This window comes from Mesorhizobium sp. M0904 (genome assembly GCF_040319475.1).
Taxonomy (GTDB): domain Bacteria; phylum Pseudomonadota; class Alphaproteobacteria; order Rhizobiales; family Rhizobiaceae; genus Mesorhizobium.
The window spans coordinates 52,699-70,568 of the sequence record NZ_JAMYOC010000008.1 but is presented as its reverse complement, the minus strand read 5'-3'; the positions used below and the strand labels follow the sequence as shown (position 1 = coordinate 70,568).

At 61.0% G+C, this 17,870-nt stretch carries 19 protein-coding genes and 1 pseudogene; 6 read left to right on the top strand and 14 right to left on the bottom strand.

Annotation, left to right across the window (positions count from 1 at the left end):
* Nucleotides 1-70 precede the first annotated feature (70 nt).
* Complete coding sequence (locus NKH80_RS10670) at nucleotides 71-193, top strand: hypothetical protein (protein ID WP_084642452.1); 123 nt, start codon at nucleotides 71-73, stop codon at nucleotides 191-193.
* A gap of 78 nt (nucleotides 194-271) precedes the next feature.
* Here NKH80_RS10670 and NKH80_RS10665 read toward each other — a convergent pair whose 3' ends face one another.
* The 5 genes from NKH80_RS10665 to NKH80_RS10645 form a co-directional block, all read right to left on the bottom strand.
* On the bottom strand, nucleotides 272-637 hold the full coding sequence (locus NKH80_RS10665; protein WP_023675091.1) for a PRC-barrel domain-containing protein: 366 nt from the start codon (nucleotides 635-637) through the stop codon (nucleotides 272-274).
* Between the two features lie 122 nt (nucleotides 638-759).
* Entirely contained in the window at nucleotides 760-1,611 is an 852-nt protein-coding gene (gene kdsA / locus NKH80_RS10660; protein WP_352736438.1) for a 3-deoxy-8-phosphooctulonate synthase, read from the bottom strand.
* The gene (locus NKH80_RS10655) at nucleotides 1,608-2,492 is read right to left on the bottom strand and encodes a VOC family protein (protein ID WP_352991449.1); all 885 of its coding nucleotides are present in this window, start codon (nucleotides 2,490-2,492) and stop codon (nucleotides 1,608-1,610) included. Before NKH80_RS10655 ends, kdsA begins: the two co-directional genes overlap by 4 nt.
* A 97-nt stretch (nucleotides 2,493-2,589) precedes the next feature.
* Nucleotides 2,590-2,877, bottom strand: a complete 288-nt coding sequence (locus NKH80_RS10650) for a Dabb family protein (protein WP_254817185.1) — start codon at nucleotides 2,875-2,877, stop codon at nucleotides 2,590-2,592.
* A gap of 103 nt (nucleotides 2,878-2,980) precedes the next feature.
* On the bottom strand, nucleotides 2,981-3,115 hold the full coding sequence (locus NKH80_RS10645) for a hypothetical protein (protein ID WP_292655342.1): 135 nt from the start codon (nucleotides 3,113-3,115) through the stop codon (nucleotides 2,981-2,983).
* 159 nt (nucleotides 3,116-3,274) lie between these two features.
* Between NKH80_RS10645 and NKH80_RS10640 the strand changes: the two genes are divergently transcribed.
* A complete protein-coding gene (locus NKH80_RS10640) occupies nucleotides 3,275-4,264 on the top strand; it encodes a glycerophosphodiester phosphodiesterase family protein (protein ID WP_352507425.1) in 990 nt (329 codons plus the stop codon).
* Nucleotides 4,265-4,349: 85 nt separating this feature from the next.
* On the opposite strand, the pseudogene NKH80_RS10635 reads toward NKH80_RS10640, so the two are convergent.
* Both NKH80_RS10635 and NKH80_RS10630 read right to left on the bottom strand, forming a co-directional pair.
* Nucleotides 4,350-6,202: pseudogene (locus NKH80_RS10635) on the bottom strand (bifunctional 2',3'-cyclic-nucleotide 2'-phosphodiesterase/3'-nucleotidase).
* A gap of 131 nt (nucleotides 6,203-6,333) precedes the next feature.
* The gene (locus tag NKH80_RS10630) at nucleotides 6,334-7,599 is read right to left on the bottom strand and encodes an NAD(P)/FAD-dependent oxidoreductase (protein WP_352689290.1); all 1,266 of its coding nucleotides are present in this window, start codon (nucleotides 7,597-7,599) and stop codon (nucleotides 6,334-6,336) included.
* A 180-nt stretch (nucleotides 7,600-7,779) separates the two neighbouring features.
* On the opposite strand from NKH80_RS10630, the gene NKH80_RS10625 reads away from it, so the two are divergent.
* A complete protein-coding gene (locus NKH80_RS10625) occupies nucleotides 7,780-8,436 on the top strand; it encodes a 5-formyltetrahydrofolate cyclo-ligase (RefSeq protein WP_352876830.1) in 657 nt (218 codons plus the stop codon).
* Nucleotides 8,437-8,448: 12 nt separating this feature from the next.
* Here NKH80_RS10625 and NKH80_RS10620 read toward each other — a convergent pair whose 3' ends face one another.
* The gene (locus NKH80_RS10620; RefSeq protein ID WP_023675099.1) at nucleotides 8,449-8,922 is read right to left on the bottom strand and encodes an Lrp/AsnC family transcriptional regulator; all 474 of its coding nucleotides are present in this window, start codon (nucleotides 8,920-8,922) and stop codon (nucleotides 8,449-8,451) included.
* A 157-nt stretch (nucleotides 8,923-9,079) separates the two neighbouring features.
* Here NKH80_RS10620 and ald point away from each other — a divergent pair, with 157 nt between their 5' ends.
* Together ald and NKH80_RS10610 are read left to right on the top strand one after the other, a co-directional pair.
* Complete coding sequence (gene ald, locus NKH80_RS10615; RefSeq protein WP_352645808.1) at nucleotides 9,080-10,195, top strand: alanine dehydrogenase; 1,116 nt, start codon at nucleotides 9,080-9,082, stop codon at nucleotides 10,193-10,195.
* A gap of 197 nt (nucleotides 10,196-10,392) precedes the next feature.
* Nucleotides 10,393-11,694 (top strand): outer membrane protein, encoded by a 1,302-nt coding sequence (locus tag NKH80_RS10610; RefSeq protein WP_352478814.1) that lies wholly within the window; start codon nucleotides 10,393-10,395, stop codon nucleotides 11,692-11,694.
* A 218-nt stretch (nucleotides 11,695-11,912) separates the two neighbouring features.
* Here NKH80_RS10610 and NKH80_RS10605 read toward each other — a convergent pair whose 3' ends face one another.
* From NKH80_RS10605 to NKH80_RS10580, 6 genes are all read right to left on the bottom strand, one after another.
* Complete coding sequence (locus NKH80_RS10605; protein ID WP_352876834.1) at nucleotides 11,913-12,380, bottom strand: DUF1203 domain-containing protein; 468 nt, start codon at nucleotides 12,378-12,380, stop codon at nucleotides 11,913-11,915.
* A 77-nt stretch (nucleotides 12,381-12,457) separates the two neighbouring features.
* The gene (gene dapB / locus NKH80_RS10600) at nucleotides 12,458-13,264 is read right to left on the bottom strand and encodes a 4-hydroxy-tetrahydrodipicolinate reductase (protein ID WP_352876837.1); all 807 of its coding nucleotides are present in this window, start codon (nucleotides 13,262-13,264) and stop codon (nucleotides 12,458-12,460) included.
* 145 nt (nucleotides 13,265-13,409) lie between these two features.
* Nucleotides 13,410-13,973, bottom strand: coding sequence for a GNAT family N-acetyltransferase (locus NKH80_RS10595; protein ID WP_292655364.1), 564 nt, complete (start codon nucleotides 13,971-13,973; stop codon nucleotides 13,410-13,412).
* Nucleotides 13,974-13,978: 5 nt separating this feature from the next.
* Entirely contained in the window at nucleotides 13,979-14,830 is an 852-nt protein-coding gene (sseA, locus tag NKH80_RS10590; protein ID WP_352751726.1) for a 3-mercaptopyruvate sulfurtransferase, read from the bottom strand.
* A gap of 35 nt (nucleotides 14,831-14,865) precedes the next feature.
* Nucleotides 14,866-15,609, bottom strand: coding sequence for an alanyl-tRNA editing protein (locus NKH80_RS10585; RefSeq protein WP_254817175.1), 744 nt, complete (start codon nucleotides 15,607-15,609; stop codon nucleotides 14,866-14,868).
* Nucleotides 15,609-16,643 carry a cysteine synthase A gene (locus NKH80_RS10580; RefSeq protein ID WP_352751728.1) on the bottom strand — a complete coding sequence of 345 codons (1,035 nt, stop codon included), beginning with the start codon at nucleotides 16,641-16,643 and terminating at the stop codon, nucleotides 15,609-15,611. Before NKH80_RS10580 ends, NKH80_RS10585 begins: the two co-directional genes overlap by 1 nt.
* Nucleotides 16,644-16,857: 214 nt before the next feature.
* On the opposite strand from NKH80_RS10580, the gene NKH80_RS10575 reads away from it, so the two are divergent.
* A complete protein-coding gene (locus NKH80_RS10575; protein WP_352876842.1) occupies nucleotides 16,858-17,679 on the top strand; it encodes an SDR family NAD(P)-dependent oxidoreductase in 822 nt (273 codons plus the stop codon).
* The last annotated feature ends 191 nt before the right edge of the window (nucleotides 17,680-17,870 follow it).

Here is a 17,870-nt window from a genome sequence, read left to right as displayed (position 1 = left end):
GTCATAGGCCGCATGCCGGTTTCTGGTTTATGGCTGTTGTCGCGCGGGGCGAAACAGGAGGAGTTTCGCCATGTCCCAGTTGAGCGGTATTGTGAGTTTGTTCCTGATCGCGGCTGCGTTCCTGACGTCGTGCGACAATCAGCAACCCCCGCAGGGATCGTCGCCTTTGCCGGCCCTGCAGATTGCGCAGTAGCAACCCGCCACATCGAAAGGCCCCCGATTTCCCGGGGGCCTTTTTTGATTCCAGGAGACTTAGTCAGTGCCAGTAAGGTCAATGCCAGTAAGGCTCGACCTTGTAGTAGTTGTATGAGGCGTCACGTGCGGCCTCGCCGTCGGCGCCGGTCAGCTCGTTGATCGAGTAAGAAGGAGCGGCCATCAGCTGGTCTTTGGTGAACGGCACGACATAGCCACCCTTGTTCTCGTCATAATCAAGGCTCGCCCACGGAATGGCGTGGTATTTCTCGCCAATGCCGAGAAATCCGCCAAAACCGATGACGGCAAACATGATTCCGTTCGACAATTTGTCGAGCATGACGTCCTCGATGTCGCCGATATGAGTGCCTTCCGTGTTGTAGACCGATGTGCCGATAACCCGCGAAGCGGCGATGGCTTCGGTGTGTCCCGTCTGGGTCGTCATGGTATTCTCCTCGTCGTCGTTGACATTAGATTTTGACAATGAGGGCCGCGGGCTAAGGTTCCAGGCGGGTTCGAAATTCTTCAAAGTTTTCCTGACGACGCTGCTGTGGCGCAACTGCTGGTTCAACCCACGCTCTTGGCGATGCGATCGAAGGCCATCAGTCGTTCAAGCAATGCGGGAAGATCCTTTAGCGGCACCATGTTGGGACCGTCGGAAGGCGCGTTGTCGGGGTCCTGGTGCGTCTCGATGAAGACGCCGGCGACGCCAACCGCGACGGCCGCGCGCGCCAGCGTCTCGACAAAGCGCCGGTCGCCTCCAGACGAACCGCCCTGCCCACCCGGCTGCTGCACGGAATGGGTGGCATCGAAAATCACCGGCGCACCGATCTCGGCCATGATCGGCAGCGCCCGCATGTCGGACACCAGGGTGTTGTAACCGAAGGATGCGCCGCGCTCGGTCACCAAGACATTGGCGTTGCCGGAGCCGATGATCTTGGCGACGACGTTTTTCATGTCCCACGGCGCGAGGAATTGGCCCTTCTTCACATTGACCACCTTGCCGGTTCTTGCCGCAGCAATCAGCAAATCGGTCTGGCGGCTGAGGAAGGCAGGAATCTGCAGGATATCGGCATGCGGAGCGACGATCGCGCATTGTTCCTCAGTGTGGACGTCAGTCAGGATCGGCAGCACAAAATTCTTGCGCAAGTCGTCGAAGATAGGCATTGCCGCTTCAAGCCCCGCGCCGCGCGTGCCGCCAAGCGAGGTGCGATTGGCCTTGTCGTAGCTGGTCTTGTAGACGAGCCCAATGCCCAGCCTTTCAGTCAATTCCTTTAGCGCACCGGCCATGTCGAAAGCGTGCTGCCGCGATTCCAGCTGACATGGACCGGCGATCAGCGATAAGGGCGCGCTGTTGCCGAAAATGACTTTGCCGACCGCAACGGAAGAGTTCGGCATCAGTGGATTGAGCTTGTTCATGCGATCTCCCGGAAAATGAAGGCGGCGCCCTGCCCTGGCGCCGGCGGCACGATGATATCACCGCCGCGCGTGTGGTGTTCGACGGAATTGGCTGCAAGCAGCTTGGCGACGGCGTCGGCGTGCCTAATCGAAAAGACGATCCCAGCAAAGCGGAGTTCAGATGGCGCGCCGGCAGGAATGCCGAAGCGTGCCGAATAGGCTGCAGGATCCAGAATGGTTACAACGGCATTCGGCAGCTCATAGACAGTGCCGCCCTGCGCCTCGATTCCGGCTGCGATCGAAATCAAGCGGCCTTGTTCGAAAGGTTCGCCAGTGACTGCTACGACTTCGACAATGCCGGTTGCGCCATTAGCGTGGACCTGCAACGCAGTGCGGTCGACGTTCGGCGCATTGATCCGCTCGCAGGCGAAGAGAAAAGCGTCCGTTGCCTTGCCTGTAGCCGCGAAGGCCAGTTTGAACGATGCGGTGTCGCTCTTTCCCGTCGCATCGGTGAAGGCGCGCGAAAAGCTTAGCGCGTCTCCCGCCGACAGACCGGCTTCCATGTAGCGCGCGTAGTCCGCGGCGGCGCTTTCGGTGCCCAGCGCCACGGCAGAAAATCCTTCATCGCCGTTTTCTTCGCGATAGGTGCGATCACGCGCGACAAAGACATTGCGGTTCGCGATCGCCTTTGCCACGGCCTGTCTGTCGGCGACCACGAGCGGCTCGAGATAGGTGCCGTCGGTGAGGAAGACACAGCAGTTTTCCGTTCCGAAAGGGTGGATACCTGTCGGCGCAACGGTAAAGCCAAGCAGGGTCAAGCGCGCCCGCGCAACATCGAGGCTCGCGGTCGGCAGCACCAGATGATCGAGCGGATGAGGCCTTGCGGAGGTGTTCTCGGTCATGTCCCGCGCGGTGTGCCTCATTCCTGAAAATGGTTCAAGGGCTTGGCCGACGCCTCAGCGGCAAGACCACTATCAGCGCCTAGGGGACGGCGGCTCGTCAACTTGCAACGATGTCGGCCGAATAACGCAATTCGCGTAGCGGTTTGACCCGGCTGGTCGTCTCTGCATAGAGCGGATGCGCCTTGTAGGCGGCGAGCGCCGCTTCGTCCTCGAACTCGGCGTAGACGACCACATCGATCTCATCCGAGAGCGGGTCGACCTTGGTGTTGAGCGTTACCTCGAAGTGACGCGAATGAGGTATCTTGCCAAGCGCAAGGAGGCCCGTGCGCACTGCCTCGACATCCGCTTTATGCCGTGCGCTGAAGAAAACGATATGCCGGATCAACCCAGCCTCCTCGACCGTTGGACCGGCGTTCTTTTGTGTCAGCGGCAGCGTGCCGTCAATCGGCAGGTTTGTCGCGTCTGCGAACCGTAGCAGCGAAGAGAAACTACACCATGCTGGTCACATAGTGCACGATGCGGGTTACCTCCCTGACCGTCCTGTCGAGGTAGCGGCCTTGGTTGTAAATGCCGTCCCAGATCAGGAAAAAGGTGACGGTCGTGATGACGATGACATAACGCATGACTAAAACTAGCGCATATGGACGGTTGCAACCATAACGATTCCAACGCTGCTGGGGACCCTCCCCGGGAATCTTTAGCGACCGTTTGATCTGCCCGGCCGTCAAAAAGTCCGATCGTGACGCAGGATGCGGCCATAACGGCCAATGGGAAATCATATCATGCGCAGACGGACGATCTCCCTCGTTGCAATTCTTGTCGCTGCAGGCGGTATCTGGCTCAACAACACCTCGCTGCTTTCGAGCCGGCCGGCCGGCACCCCTTCGGTGCTTGCGCATCGCGGCCTGGCTCAGGATTTCGACCGTACGAACCTCGGATCGGAAACATGCACGGCCGCTCGCATGCTGACGCCGCGCCATTCCCTCCTCGAGAACACGATACCGTCGATGGAAGCCGCCTTCGCGCTCGGTGCGGACGCGCTCGAACTTGATGTCCATCCTACCACGGACGGCAAGTTCGCCGTCTTCCACGATTGGACGCTGGATTGTCGCACCGACGGCAAGGGTCAAACGCGCAGCCATGCAATGTCCGAATTGAAGGCGCTCGATATTGGTTATGGCTACACTGCCGATGGCGGCAAGACCTTTCCGTTTCGCGGCAAGGGTGTCGGCATGATGCCGTCGCTGGATGAAGTCTTGCAGCGCTTCCCGAACCGACGCTTCAACATCAACGTCAAAAGCAACGATCCCAAGGAAGGCGAGATGCTGGCTGCCTGGCTCGCCACATTGACGCCGGCCGAGCGCGCCAATCTGACGGTCTATGGCGGCGACAGGCCTATGGACGCGGTCAAGGCAGCGTTGCCGGATACGCACACGCTGAGCCGCGCATCCCTGACGCGCTGCATTCTTCGCTACACTGCGCTCGGCTGGAGCGGCTACGTTCCTGATGCCTGCCGCCAGGGCACTTTGCTCATCCCCGTCAATATCGCAAAGTGGATGTGGGGCTGGCCGGACCGTTTTCTCGACCGTATGGACGGTGTCGGCAGCCATGTCTACCTGCTCGGTCCCTATTCCGGCGGCGGCTTTTCACAAGGCCTCGACGACCCAGCCTCGATCGACCAACTGCCGGACGATTATTCCGGTGGGATTTCGACGGACGCACTGGATCTGGTCATGCCTGCCATCAAGCGGCGTTTCGCACCACGTGGGTGACAAGGCCATCTGCTGGAAAAAGGTTTGCCATACCGGACAGTATCTTAGCGCTGAGACAGTTTCGAGTCGACGCTCAAATCCTCACCTAGAGAGTGATGCGGTACTTGGCAAACCCTGCTTCGCCCTCGCCCGCCGGCTCGATCTTCAGCGACGTCACTTGCGCAATGAAATCCTTTGCCCTGGCGCCGGTCTGGAATACGACGCTGGTTCCCGGTAGTGGCGCAAACGACCAGTTGGCGTCCGCCGACGGATTGATGGTGCCTTTGCTGACGATATAACGCACGATCACATCGCGGTTGGTGTCGGGCGCTTCGTAGATGATCTTCGAGGCATTGATCTGCGGGAAATTGCCTCCGCCGCCGGCTCGGTAGTTGTTGGTGGCGACGACGAATTTCCGCTTGGGATCAATTGGATTGCCGTTGAACATCAAGTCAATGAGCGCCTGGTCGGCTTTGCCCGGTTCGATCCGGTTGAAGATGCCGGCCGACATTTCCAGCCATTCCTTCACCTCCGCTCCGGTGATTTCGACGGCGCGCACCGTGTTTGGATAGAGGTAGAGGTCGGCGACGTTCTTGATGGCGATATCGCCCACCGGCACGTCGGTGTAGTAGTCGGCGCCGTTGCGCCCACCCGCCTTGAAGGTGCCGCTGCCGACAGCAGCGGCATATCCTTCCACTCGGTGTTCTTCAGGATGTCCTTCAAGTACCAGGTCTGCGCCTGACTGACGATCTGGACCGATGGATCGTCGGCGACCAGCGCAAAATAGGAATAGAGCGGCGCCGAGGTTTTGCCGACAGGCCGGCGCACATAGGCGAGCGTCGCCTCGTGATCCTGTTTGAGCGCGTCGACGATGCGCTGGTCGTCCGCGACGGTCGGCTTGTTCGTCTTGTCGACCCGCTCAAAGATCGGCCTGGCCTCAGAGGTCGCCGAGACGATTTTCCATGTCGATCCGTCGCGCTCCAGCAACAGATCGATCAGCCCCATATGCGAGCCCCAGAAGCCGGCCATAACGGCGGGCTTGCCTTGCAGCGTGCCTTTCGCCGGATCGACGGCTTCCAGCAACTGAAAGTCCTTCTTGCCAGGGAAGACGAGGTGCTGGTGGCCGGTGAACACCGCATCGATGCCTTCGACACCTGCCACGAAGACGGAGGCATTCTCCATCATGTCGCTTTGCTTCACGTCGATGCCGGAATGGGAGAGCGCAATGACGATGTCGGCGCCTTCTTCCTTCATTTGCGGCACCCACGCCTTGGCCGCCTCGACGATGTCGCGCGTCTTGACACTGCCTTCGAGATTTTTCAGGTCCCAGACCATGATCTGCGGCGGCACGAAGCCAATGATGCCGATCCTGATCGGTTGCTCGGCGCCCGATCCGTCTTTGATCTTCCTGTCGAGGATGACATACGGCTTGAGATAGAGCTTGTCGTCGCGCGGGTTCGCGGCGAGCTCGGTGCCGCGGATCAGGTTCGCGCAGACGAACGGAAAATTGGCACCGGCCAGCACCTTGTCCATGAACGACAGGCCATAGTTGAACTCGTGGTTGCCGAGCGTCGAGCATTCGTAGCCGAGCAGGTTCATGCCCTTCATGACCGGATGCAGATCGCCATCCTTCATCCCTCTCTCGTAGGCGATGTAGTCGCCCATCGGGTTGCCTTGTAGAAGGTCGCCATTATCGACCAGCATCGCGTTGGTTGCTTCCTTGCGCACGGCTTCAATCAACGATGCCGTTCGCGACAGCCCCATCGTGTCGTTGGCTTTGTCGGCGTAGTAATCGTAAGGCAGCACATTCACGTGGATGTCGGTCGTCTCCATAATCCTCAGATGCGCCTGATTGGCTTGAGCCCGGGCGGAGAACGGGTGCAGCATGATCAGCGCTCCGCTGGCGGCAACGCCGGCGAGGAAATCGCGGCGTGAGACGAGGTGGCGCAGTTGGGACATTCGTTTTCTCTTTCTTCCACGACGTGACAAGTCCTGCCCGAAGCAAAGCTTCGCGCCGAAATCCAGCCGAGTCCAGAAGCCGATTCCATCAAGAGGAGGTGACGCGCCGATGAATGTCCGGCAGCGAACAATCAGCCCTTATCGTCGTCGCCCTGGGTGATCAACCGCGCGCTGCGCTGACCGGTGAAGTAGATCCATAGCCAGCTCAGGGAAACCGCAAGCCGGTTACGAAAGCCGATCAGGAAGTAGATATGCGCCAAGCCCCACAGCCACCAGGCAAGCCGGCCGGTGAGCTTGATCCAGCCGAAATCGATGGCCGCGGCGCGCTTGCCGATCGTCGCCAGATCGCCGTCATGCCTGTAGCTGAAAGGACGCGGTGTCGCGTCACCGGCAAGCCTTGCCTTGATCGTCGCGGCGACGTGCCGTCCCTGCTGCTTGGCGGCGGGCGCGACGCCCGGCACCAGCCGGCCATCCGGCCGCAGGACGTGCGCTGCGTCACCGATGACGAAAATCTCCGGGTTTCCCGGCACACTCAGGTCGGGCTCGACAAGCACCCTGCCCGCGCGGTCCGCTGCCGCGCCGAGCCATTCGGCGGCCGGCGAAGCGGCGACGCCCGCCGCCCACAGGATTGTCCTGGCCGGCAAGTGTGTGTCGCCGAAGACGACACCCTCGGCATCGCAGCGCGTAACCGCCCGGCCGAGTTCGACGGTCACGCCGAGCCTTTCGAGCGCCTTCGTTGCATAACCGGAGAGTTCGGGAGCGAAATTGGAGAGGATGCGGTCGCCGGCCTCAATCAGCACCACACGCGTCTGCCGCGTGTCGATGTTGCGGAACTCACCGCGCAGCGTGTCGTGCGCCAGCTCAGCAATGGTGCCGGCCAGTTCCACGCCGGTCGGCCCGCCGCCGACGATCGCCAGCGTCAGCAATGCCTGACGCTTGGCGGGATCGGTTTCCCGTTCGGCCCGCTCGAAAGCCAAAAGAATACGCCGTCGAATGGTGGTGGCGTCCTCCAGCGTCTTCAGGCCCGGGGCGAACGGTTCCCACTCGTCATGGCCGAAATAGGCGTGCCGCGCGCCGGTCGCCAGCACAAGCGTGTCGTAAGCGACCGTGCCACCGTCCTGCAGCAGCACGCGCTTGCCGGTGCGGTCGATGCCGGTAACGGTGGCGAGCAGCGTCGTCACATCATCGCGCTTGCGCAGGAGATGGCGGATCGGCCAGGCCACTTCGGAGGTGGCCAGCGCCGTCGTCGCCACCTGGTAGAGTAGTGGCTGAAAGAGGTGATGATTACGCCTGTCGATCATGGTGATGCGCGCCGGCGCGCCGGCAAGTGCGCGGGTGAATTCGAGACCGCCGAATCCGGCGCCCACGACGACGACGTGATGGTTGGTTGTGTTCATCTCGCTCATCCCTCTCGCCAAGGCTGATGTAAGTGTCCTTGTGCAGTGCAGCAATGCCTGCGCTGCAACTAACTGGGAGTCGTCTCTTGATGTCGTGAATACGCATGCTGCAGACTCGTTCCCAGATATAGCCTGCGTCCACGATACGACTTGGTTGGAACTGTATATTGCAGGTGAAGCATGGCTAGGGATGAAGACGAAGGCTCAGCGCAGTACGCCTCGCCGCCTTGTTTTATGCACGAGCTCGACCCGGAGTTCCAAGCTCCGCTATCCGACTGGACCGACGTAAGGCGCTGGCGCAAGGCCGAGCGCCAGCGATTGATCGCATCCCGCCTTGCCGTTTCAGCCGACACGCGCGCAGCCATGTCGCAGCGCATTGCCGAAGGGCTCGACGCGGTGATCGGTGACGTCGCCGGCCGCGTGGTCAGCCTCTATTGGCCGTTTCGCGGCGAGCCGGACCTGCGCCCGTGGATGGAAACCGTCAACGCGCGGGGCGGGCGCACGGCGTTGCCCGTCGTCGTCGAGAAAGACCGGCCGCTTGTCTTTCGCGCCTATACCCACGGAGACCGGCTAGAGAAGGGCGTCTGGAATATCCCGATACCGGCTGACGGCGATCCGGTGTTACCCGACATAGTCATTTCGCCGATTGTCGGCATCGATCCTGAGCAGTTTCGCCTGGGCTATGGCGGCGGCTTCTTCGATCGTACGCTTGCCGCGATGCCCTTCAAGCCGCTGGTCATCGGCGTCGGCTACGAACTGCAGCGCATCGTCACCATCTACCCGCAGCCACACGACATTCCGATGGACCGTGTCGTGACCGAGGCAGTCAACACCTAGGCGAGTTCGGGCCTAGGCGAGTTCAGGTTTCATTCCCACCGCCGTGCGATCGACGATTTCGCGCAAGGCAAAAGACGAATTGATCTTCGTCACATGCGGCATTGCCGACAGCCACTCCTTGTGGATACGTTCGTAGTCGACGAGATCCTTTGCCGCTATGCGCAGGATGTAGTCATATTCGCCCGACATCAAATGGCAGGATAGGACGTTCGGGCAGCGCTTTATCGCCGCCTCGAAATCCGACAACGTCTTCTCGAATTGCCCGGACAGCGATATATGCACGATCGCCGTCATCTGGTGCCCAAGTGCAGCGTTGGACAGCCGGGCGTGATAGCCGCGGATGGTTCCGGATTTCTCCAGATTGTCCAGCCGCCGCGAACAGGCCGACTGCGATAGGCCGACCTTCTCGGCGAGCGCTGCATTGGGTATCCGCCCATCCTTCTGCAACGTCTCAAGAATGGCAATATCAATCCTGTCGAGCGGCATTTTTGCGAGTTCCTGCGACAATTGCAATGTTTTGCGCAACGATTATCGAAGAGTCGCCTCTCAGGCAAGCGCATTCGCAAACACTTATCGAGCGATTCGTGGTTCACTATTTCTAGACAGGGAACGAGCCCCAAAGGGCCGGATCAGGAGAAAAAAGATGCGCGTCGGTTGCCCCCGGGAAATCAAGAATCACGAATACCGCGTCGGCCTGACACCGGGCTCGGTCCGCGAATATGTCGCGCATGGCCATGAAGTGCTGGTCGAGACCGGCGCCGGTGCAGGCATCGGCGCCGATGACAACGCGTATCGCGCTGCCGGCGCCACGATCGCCAAGACGGCAGCCGACGTGTTTGCCAAGTCCGACATGATCGTGAAGGTCAAGGAGCCGCAGCCCAACGAATGGGTTCAGCTCCGCGACGGCCAGATCCTCTATACCTATCTACATCTTGCCCCGGATCCGGAGCAAACCAAGGGCCTGTTGGCCTCCGGCGTGACCGCGATAGCTTACGAGACGGTCACCGACGAGCGCGGCGGCCTGCCGCTCTTGGCGCCGATGTCGGAAGTTGCCGGCCGCCTGTCGATCCAGGCGGGCGCCACGGCGCTGCAAAAGGCCAATGGCGGCCGCGGCGTGCTACTTGGCGGCGTGCCCGGCGTGCTCCCCGGCAAGGTCACCGTGCTCGGCGGCGGCGTTGTCGGCCTGCATGCCGCACGGATGGCGGCCGGCCTCGGCGCCGACGTCACTATTATCGACCGCTCGATCCCGCGCCTGCGTCAGCTCGACGACATCTTTGGCGGCCGCGTTCACACCCGCTACTCGACCGTCGAGGCGCTGGAGGAAGAATGTTTTTCGGCTGACATAGTCGTCGGCGCCGTGCTGATCCCGGGGGCAGCAGCGCCCAAGCTGGTGACGCGCGAAATGCTGTCGGGCATGAAGAAAGGTGCCGTGCTGGTCGACGTCGCCATCGACCAGGGCGGCTGTTTCGAGACCTCGCACGCCACCACCCATGCCGAGCCGACCTATGAAGTCGACGGCATCATCCATTATTGCGTCGCCAACATGCCGGGTGCGGTGCCGGTCACCTCGGCCCACGCGCTCAACAATGCTACGCTGCACTATGGCCTGCAGCTCGCCGACAAGGGCCTCAAGGCGCTGGTAGACGACCACCATCTGCGCAACGGACTGAACGTCCACAAGGGCAAGATAACGAATCGCGCGGTGGCCGAAGCGCTCGGTTACGAACTGGTCGAGCCGAAGGCCGTTCTCGCGGCCTGATTTCCAACCGTTTGTTCCTGATGAGTCGCCGATGCTGTCGGCGGCTGCTTGTTCACAGGCAATTTTCTCGGTCTACAGCCGGTCTTGCCCGCATCTGGTGCCCGTTTGATGCAATGTGCTCTTTCTGTGGCTTTTTTGTTACAGCCGCCACAATGAGCCGATGCTACGTAGATGCCGGGTTCACCAGGGGCAGGGTAATGATCAGCAGAAAATTCACGAAATCTCTTCTTCTCGGCGCAGTTTCTGTTCTGGCGCTTGGGTCGGTCTCTCATGCCGCCGACGTTGTCGAACCGGTCGTAGAGACGGCGGGCTTCAACTGGAGTGGCATCTACGTCGGCTTTGGCGTTGGCGCCGGGGCGAACGTCCACGAGTTGAGCAGCGACTTCATTCCTGGGGTGTCGTTCAACGGTATTGGTGGCGAAGGCCTGTACGGTGAACTCACCGTTGGGTATGACTATATGGTGGCGCCGCGGTTCCTGATCGGCGGACTTCTGGACGCTCATGCCGGCAACATCGAAACCTCCCTCGACGTTGCTGGATTCGACGCATCGGTCAAAGAGACCTATGGTTTCGACGCTGGCTTGCGGGCAGGCTACCTCTTCACGCCAAACACTTTGGGCTATGTCCTTGGTGGCTATTCATGGCAGAAATACAAATTTGACACGAGCGCAGGTTTTGACTTCGACTGGGACCAGAGCGGCTACTTCGTCGGAGCCGGCGTCGAGACGGCCATCAACAGCAACTGGACCATCAAAACCGAATATCGTTTTACGCAATTCAGCACCAACGATGATGTCCTTTCCGAGTTCGGTGTACCGGATGGCGCAATCAACCTCGATACATCGCGTCACACGTTCCAGGTAGCAGCCAATTATCGTTTTGGCGCCCAGAATGGCGGTGTCTCTTCCTTTGAGGCACCTACCTACAACTGGACCGGCTTCTATATCGGCGGTGCGGGCGGCGCGGGTGCGTCGGTGCATCAGATCAATGTTCCGCCGCTTGGCGACCTGGAGTTCAACGGTATCGGCGGCGAAGGCGTGTTTGGCGAATTGAACGCCGGCTACGATCATGACTTCGGCAGCTGGGTTGCCGGCGTTATGGTTGATGCTCGCTACTCCGGCATGACCTCGGAGCTGGAAGTGCCCGGCGGGTCCATTAATCTGGACACCGACTATGGTTTCGATGTGCTGGGCCGGGTCGGTTTGAAGGTCAACGAATCAACCCTCGCCTATGTGCTTGGCGGTTACAGCTGGCAACATTTCGATCTGAACGCATCTTCACCCATCGGCGACATCATCGATTGGGGCTCGAGCGGCTTCTCGGTCGGTGGTGGTTTGGAAGCGGCCGTGACCAACAACGTAACTGTCGGTCTCGAATATCGTTATTCGCAGTTTGCCGAGAAGGATATTCTGGAGGAGTTTGGAGGGCCGAGCGATGTCCTCACCACCACTCCTTCTTTCCACACCGTCCGTATCGGTGCGAAGTATAAGTTCAACTAAGGCCCTCCAGGCAAATCGTTCAAGCCCGCCGGCTAATCCCGGCGGGTTTTTTGTTTTGCGAACAATGCAGGCACAAAAAAGCGGAGCCAAAGCCCCGCTTCCTCGGTTATCGAGATTTCCGCCGGTTCATCCGCGGTCGGCAAATCGATCGACAGTCTCTTTCTACCGCTTGTATGCGACGGGAGTGCGACAGGCCCAAGCCGGTGCAGCCTGTTCGGTTACGCGCGGTCGATCCGGCACTGATAGCAATTGTTGCGGGCCGAGCGGATGTGGACGTAGTCAATGTCGTCGCGTCTGAACAACGTCTCTGCCCGTGCGGCAATGGCGTCGGTCGGAATGACGCCGCCGCTACCGTAAACAATACGGTCGTCCTTGCCATAACCGCGCACGATGTAATCGCTGCTTTCGAGCATTTCGGGAAGCAACTCAACCTCGGCAGCGCGTTCGCATTCTTCCGCATGCAGAAAGATCGGCCCGGTTTCGGCATAAGGCTGCAGCTCCGGAAAAGGCCGATAGGCCAGAACAAGATAGGCTTCCCCCGCAGCAACATTCTTCAAGCAATGACGGCAAGGCACGCCGTCGCCGTCCGAAATCTGCCGCTCTGGCTTCAGGCCATAAGCATCCGCCCCGCCGCGCTGAAGTGCCCGGACCGCGTCGGTTGGCAAGGCCTTGAATCTTATCGTCATGGCAAAATCTCCGGTGTCGTTGAGCGGAAATTATGCTCGCAAGACAGAGCTTCCCACCCGATTCCTGCCGAAATGGGTCAGTCCATCAGCGCGTCGAGACCGCGAACCAGACCCTTGATCTGCTGTACCCGCCTGATGGCGAGCAGGGTGCCCGCCACGTAAGGCGCCGCGGACGAGCCGGCGTCATGGCGGATGGTCAGCCGCTCGTCTGGCAGGCCGAACAGCGCCTCGCAGGACAGGATGTAGGACGGCAGGCGAAGCGCGTGCACTTGCACCCCCTCGCCTGCGCCGACCGCACCGCCGCGTGTAGCCGGCACGCCAGAGACCTCGGAGACCGGCTTTGCCGTTGAGGCCTTGCGGATGTCGGCCAGCGCCTCAGCAAGCTCCCGTGCTGTACCGGAGGGCGCGTCGGGTTTCTTTGCACCGGCATAATCGATGACCTCGACATCCGGCACGTATTTTGCCGCCATAAGTGCAAACCGCTTCATCAGCGTCGCGGTGATGGAAAAGTTGCCGGCGGCAACGACGCCGACGCCGTTGGCGCGCGCCGCGGCATCGATGTCGGCATAGTCGGCAGCACCCAGTCCCGATGTGCCGATCACAGCGTGCCGTCCCTTGTCGATGGCGAGCAGCACATGGTCTTTCACGACATGCGGCTTGGTGAAGTCGACCAGTACGTCCGACGGCGCCTCCAGCGCCTCGGCCAGCGAAGCCGAAACGACAATACCATTAGCCGGCATGCCAACCAGCAGACCGGAATCCTGCCCAGCGCCGCTACGTGACACGGCCCCGGCCAGCGCCATGTCGCCTTGCGCCCCGATCGCCGGAACCAGCGCCTTGCCGACCCAGCCCGTCGCGCCGGCCATTACCACCCGTATTGTCATCGTGCGATCCTCCATCACCATCGGTTTTTAGACGACAGCGATATGGAAAGTGCCAGGCTCATACAAGTCGGACACACCTTTGAGTGTTGATCCAGACCCTGGGCGTGGCAACGACAAGCTGAAGCCTGGATGAACGGGCCTGAAATCACGGCCGCATGACGCTGGCCGCGCGCTCGGCGAAAGACATCGGATGTACGACCTCTTTTTTTTGCGCCACTGGCGTAAAGCCTAGTTTTTGATAGAGCGGCAGTGCTGCCGGGTGATCGAGGGTACAGGTTTGCACGGTTACCCGCCTTGGCCCGTGCGACCACGCCGCGGCGATTGCCGCACCGAGGAACCAGCGGCCGATGCCTTGCCCGGTCGCGTGCTCCATCATTCCGAAATAAGCGAGTTCCACTTCCTCCGGCAAATGCGGTTTGAGGTCGAAGAAGCCGGCCGGCGCACCATCCAGATAAAGCACCCTGATGTCGCGGTCCTCGCGGTGAATGCCCGCCGCAAGCTCCTCGTCGCTCAGCCTCAGCACATTGACCCAGTGCCATTTGCGGCCGACCCGATCCATCAAATAGCGGTAGAAATGCAGCGGAATGTCTTTGGTCTTGAGCAGCGCGATCTGGCGGTTGTACGGCAGAGGGGGCGAATAGGCAGGCGGCACATGCATTTCGAGAAACGTCACGGTGACGTCGATGTCTTCCAGCGATCCGTCTTCCATTCCCGTCAGTCCTTGCCCGTCACGACGGGCGTGTCGGAAAGCCCGCCCCATTCGGTCCACGAACCGTCATAAAGCCTGTTGTCGGTATGGCCAAGCGTCTCCAAAGCTAGCGTGATGGCTGCCGCGGTGACGCCCGAGCCGCAGGAGGTGACGACCGGCTTCGACAGGTCGATGCCCGCTCCTTCGATCACGTTGCGTAGCCTGTCCTTTGGCAACAATTCGCCGTTTTCCGAAAGCGCCGAAAACGGCACGTTGTGCGCGCCCGGCATATGACCGGAGCGGATGCCGGGGCGCGGCTCCGGCTCGGTGCCGGCAAAACGGCCAGGCGAGCGCGCGTCGGCGATCTGGCTCTCCCCCGTCTCGACGATCCGGCGCATGTCGGCAAGGCTGGCGACGCGGGCGGCATCAAAGTTGGCATAAAACACGCAAGGGGCGATCTTCGTCGGCTCCGCCGTCACCGGCCGTCCGGCGGCTTTCCAACGGTCGAAGCCGCCGTCGAGAACATAGACCTGGAATACGCCCATGACGCGAAACAACCACCAGACGCGCGGTGCAGAAAAGAACCCTGGCCCGTCATAGACAACAATCGTGTCATCGGCCGAAATACCCATCGCGCCGACATATTGCGCGAAATGCTGCGGCGACGGCAGCGTGTGCGGCAGAGCCGCGTCGGGGTCCGAAACCGCATCCTGGTCAAGGAAGCGGGCGCCTGGAATATGCGCTGCGCCATACTCGGCGCGCGCGTCGCGCTTTTGTGCCGGCAGATACCAGGACGCGTCGACAATCGTCAGGCCGGGCTTGCCGAGCCGCTTCTGCAACCAATCGGCATCGATGGTGAAAGGACTGTCGTCGGCCATCTTTTCTCTCCTGTCCCGCCTGTCGCAGTCCTATATCAGGCTGGCGGCATAGGACCAAAGCGAATGCGGAAGCGCCGGTTCTCGCGGCCCTTCTTCTCGATCTTGCCGATATGGATCTCGCCGATTTCGCCGGTGCTCTTTACATGGGTGCCGCCGCAAGGCTGGCTGTCGATCGAGGCGTTCTCGCCGATGCAGACCAATCGGATCTTTCCCGTGCCAGCCGGAGGGCGCACATTCTTGGATTTCACCAGGCCCGGATTGGATGCCAGTTCCTCGTCGGAAATGAGCCGGGTGAAGATCGGGTGGTCGGCCCGCACCAGCTCCATCAGTCTGGCCGTCACGTCTTCCTTAGTAAAGCCGGCGTCCGGGATGTCGAAATCGATACGGCTGTCGTCCTCGGAAACCGCGGCGCCGGTGATCGGGAACGGGCAGACGACGGTAAGCAAGTGGCAGGCAGAATGCATGCGCATCAGCAACTGCCGCCGCGGCCAGTCGATGGCGAGCCGCATGCGCTCGCCCACCTTTGGAACTGCCTGCTCCAGCGCCGGCACATGGATGATCTCGTCCTTGGTTTCGCCGGTGATCGTAGCGGCAATCGCTATGCCGGTGCCGTCGGCACGTTCGAGGCTCCCGGTGTCGCCCGGCTGTCCGCCCGATGTGGCGTAAAACACCGTCCGGTCCAGAATGATGCCGCCGCGATCGTTGACTGCGACGACGGTGGCGTCGGCCGTCCCCAAATAGGCGTCGTCACGAAACAGCGCTTCGGTCTTGTGCGCCATCACGCAACCCTTTCGAACGGTACCGAAATCGTGCTCTGTTGCTCCATCCACCCCGGCACCGTCAGCTTCTTTTCGCGCAGGAATTCAGGATTGAACAGCTTCGACTGGTAGCGCGTGCCGTAGTCGCAAAGCATGGTCACGATGGTGTGGCCGGGGCCTAGCTCGCGCGCCAGGCGAACGGCGCCGGCAATGTTGATGCCGGTCGAACCGCCAACGCAAAGCCCCTCCTCCTGGATCAGGTCGAATATGATCGGCAGCGCGTCCTCGTCGGGGATCTGGAAGGCAAAATCGGGTGTAAAGCCTTGGAGGTTGGCGGTGATCCGCCCCTGCCCGATGCCTTCGGTGATCGAACTGCCCTCGGATTTCAGCTCGCCGCTGGTGTAGAAGGAATAGAGCGCTGCCCCCAGCGGATCGGCCAGCGCGATCTTGACCTGGTTGTTTTTGGCCTTCAGCCCGAAACCGACGCCTGCCAGAGTGCCGCCGGAACCGACCGCCGACACGAAACCATCCACCTTGCCGTCGGTCTGGTTCCAGATTTCTTCGGCCGTGGTGCGGATATGGCCGTCACGGTTGGCGACATTGTCGAACTGGTTGGCCCAGATCGCGCCGTTCGGCTCGGTCTTCGCCATCTGCTCGGCCAGCCGGCCCGACAGCTTCACGTAGTTGTTCGGGTTCTTGTAAGGCACGGCGGGCACTTCGATCAGCTCGGCGCCGAGCAGTTTGATTGTATCCTTCTTCTCCTGGCTCTGGGTGTCGGGAATGACGATCACCGTGCGGTAGCCGAGCGCCTTGGCAACCAGTGTCAAGCCGATGCCGGTATTTCCGGCCGTCCCCTCGACGATGACGCCGCCGGGCCGCAGCAACCCGCGCTGCTCCGCATCGCGGATGATAAACAGGCCGGCGCGGTCCTTGACCGACTGCCCGGGATTCATGAATTCGGCCTTGCCCAGGATCTCGCAGCCGGTTGCTTCCGAGGCCTTGTTGAGGCGGATCAGGGGCGTGTTGCCGATCACGTCGATCACAGAACGGGGCATGGAGATTCCTTTGTGGGTGCGGCGAAACCCTAGAAACCCGAAGCTTCGGTTTCAAGGCAAGAATTTGCCTGGTCCAGTCGCATTCGCACACTGCAATTCCTGCACCCAGGGGCGCCCAGCCGGTATTCATTTCAACGATGTACCGAAAAGCACTCTTTTCATTCGATTTCTTCACCGGTAGAGCACAGGTTAAGAAGGGCCGGCGGGGCGCAGCATGACACTCTATCGGGCCAATCCGAAGCATGGCGTCGCCTGGATTACGGGCGGCAGCAGCGGTATCGGCCGTTCGCTGGCCAAGGATCTTGCCGCTCAGGGCTATGTCATCGCGGTGACTGCGCCCGATGACCAGCCGATCGATACGCTCATCGTCGAAACGGCGCAGATGTCGGGGCGTGTCGCAGCCTTTCCTTGCGACGTGACCGACGAAAAACGCATGGCAGAGACGGTTGCAGCGATCGAGAAAAATCTCGGTCCGATCGTGTTGGCAGTGTTCAACGCGGGAAGCTATATCGCAACGCCCGGCGAGGATCTTGTCGCGCGCAATTTCCGTTGGTCTTTCGAAGTCAATTATTTCGGCATCATCAATGGCCTGGTGCCGGTCATCGAACGCATGCGCGTGCGCTCGCGCGGCCATGTCGTGCTGATCGGTTCGGTCACCGCCTATTTCGGCTGGCCCACTACCGCCGCCTATGGCGGCACCAAGGCGGCGGTCAATATCCTGGCCGAGTCGCTGAAATATGATTTCGACAAGATGAACGTCCGCATCCAGGTGATTAATCCGGGCTTTGTCGACACGCGGCTGACTGAGAAGAACGTCCTGCCGATGCCGGGCTTGATGCCGGTCAACCTGGCCTCGCGCCGTATCGCGCAAGGCATCGAATGCGGCGGCTTCGAAGTCACTTTCCCACGCCGCCTGAGCTGGACGCTGAAGCTGCTCAGGATGCTGCCGAGGCCGTTCTGCCGATGGGTGATCAGCACGGTCACCCGCTGGGATGCGCGGCCGCTGAATTTCGACCGCAAGCCACCGGTCGAATAGGATCGGTGACGCGGCGACGGATCGTGTTTGCGGGTCGCTGGGGCGCCACGTCATTGCCGGCGACGCGCTCGCGCCATTGACCACGCCTTCCCTCGCGCAGCGGACTGTCGTGTGGGTCGAGGCGGTGGTGAAGTAAACCAGAGGCCTCAAGCAAAGGGCGACCGAAGCATCACTCCGGTCGCCCTTTTCAA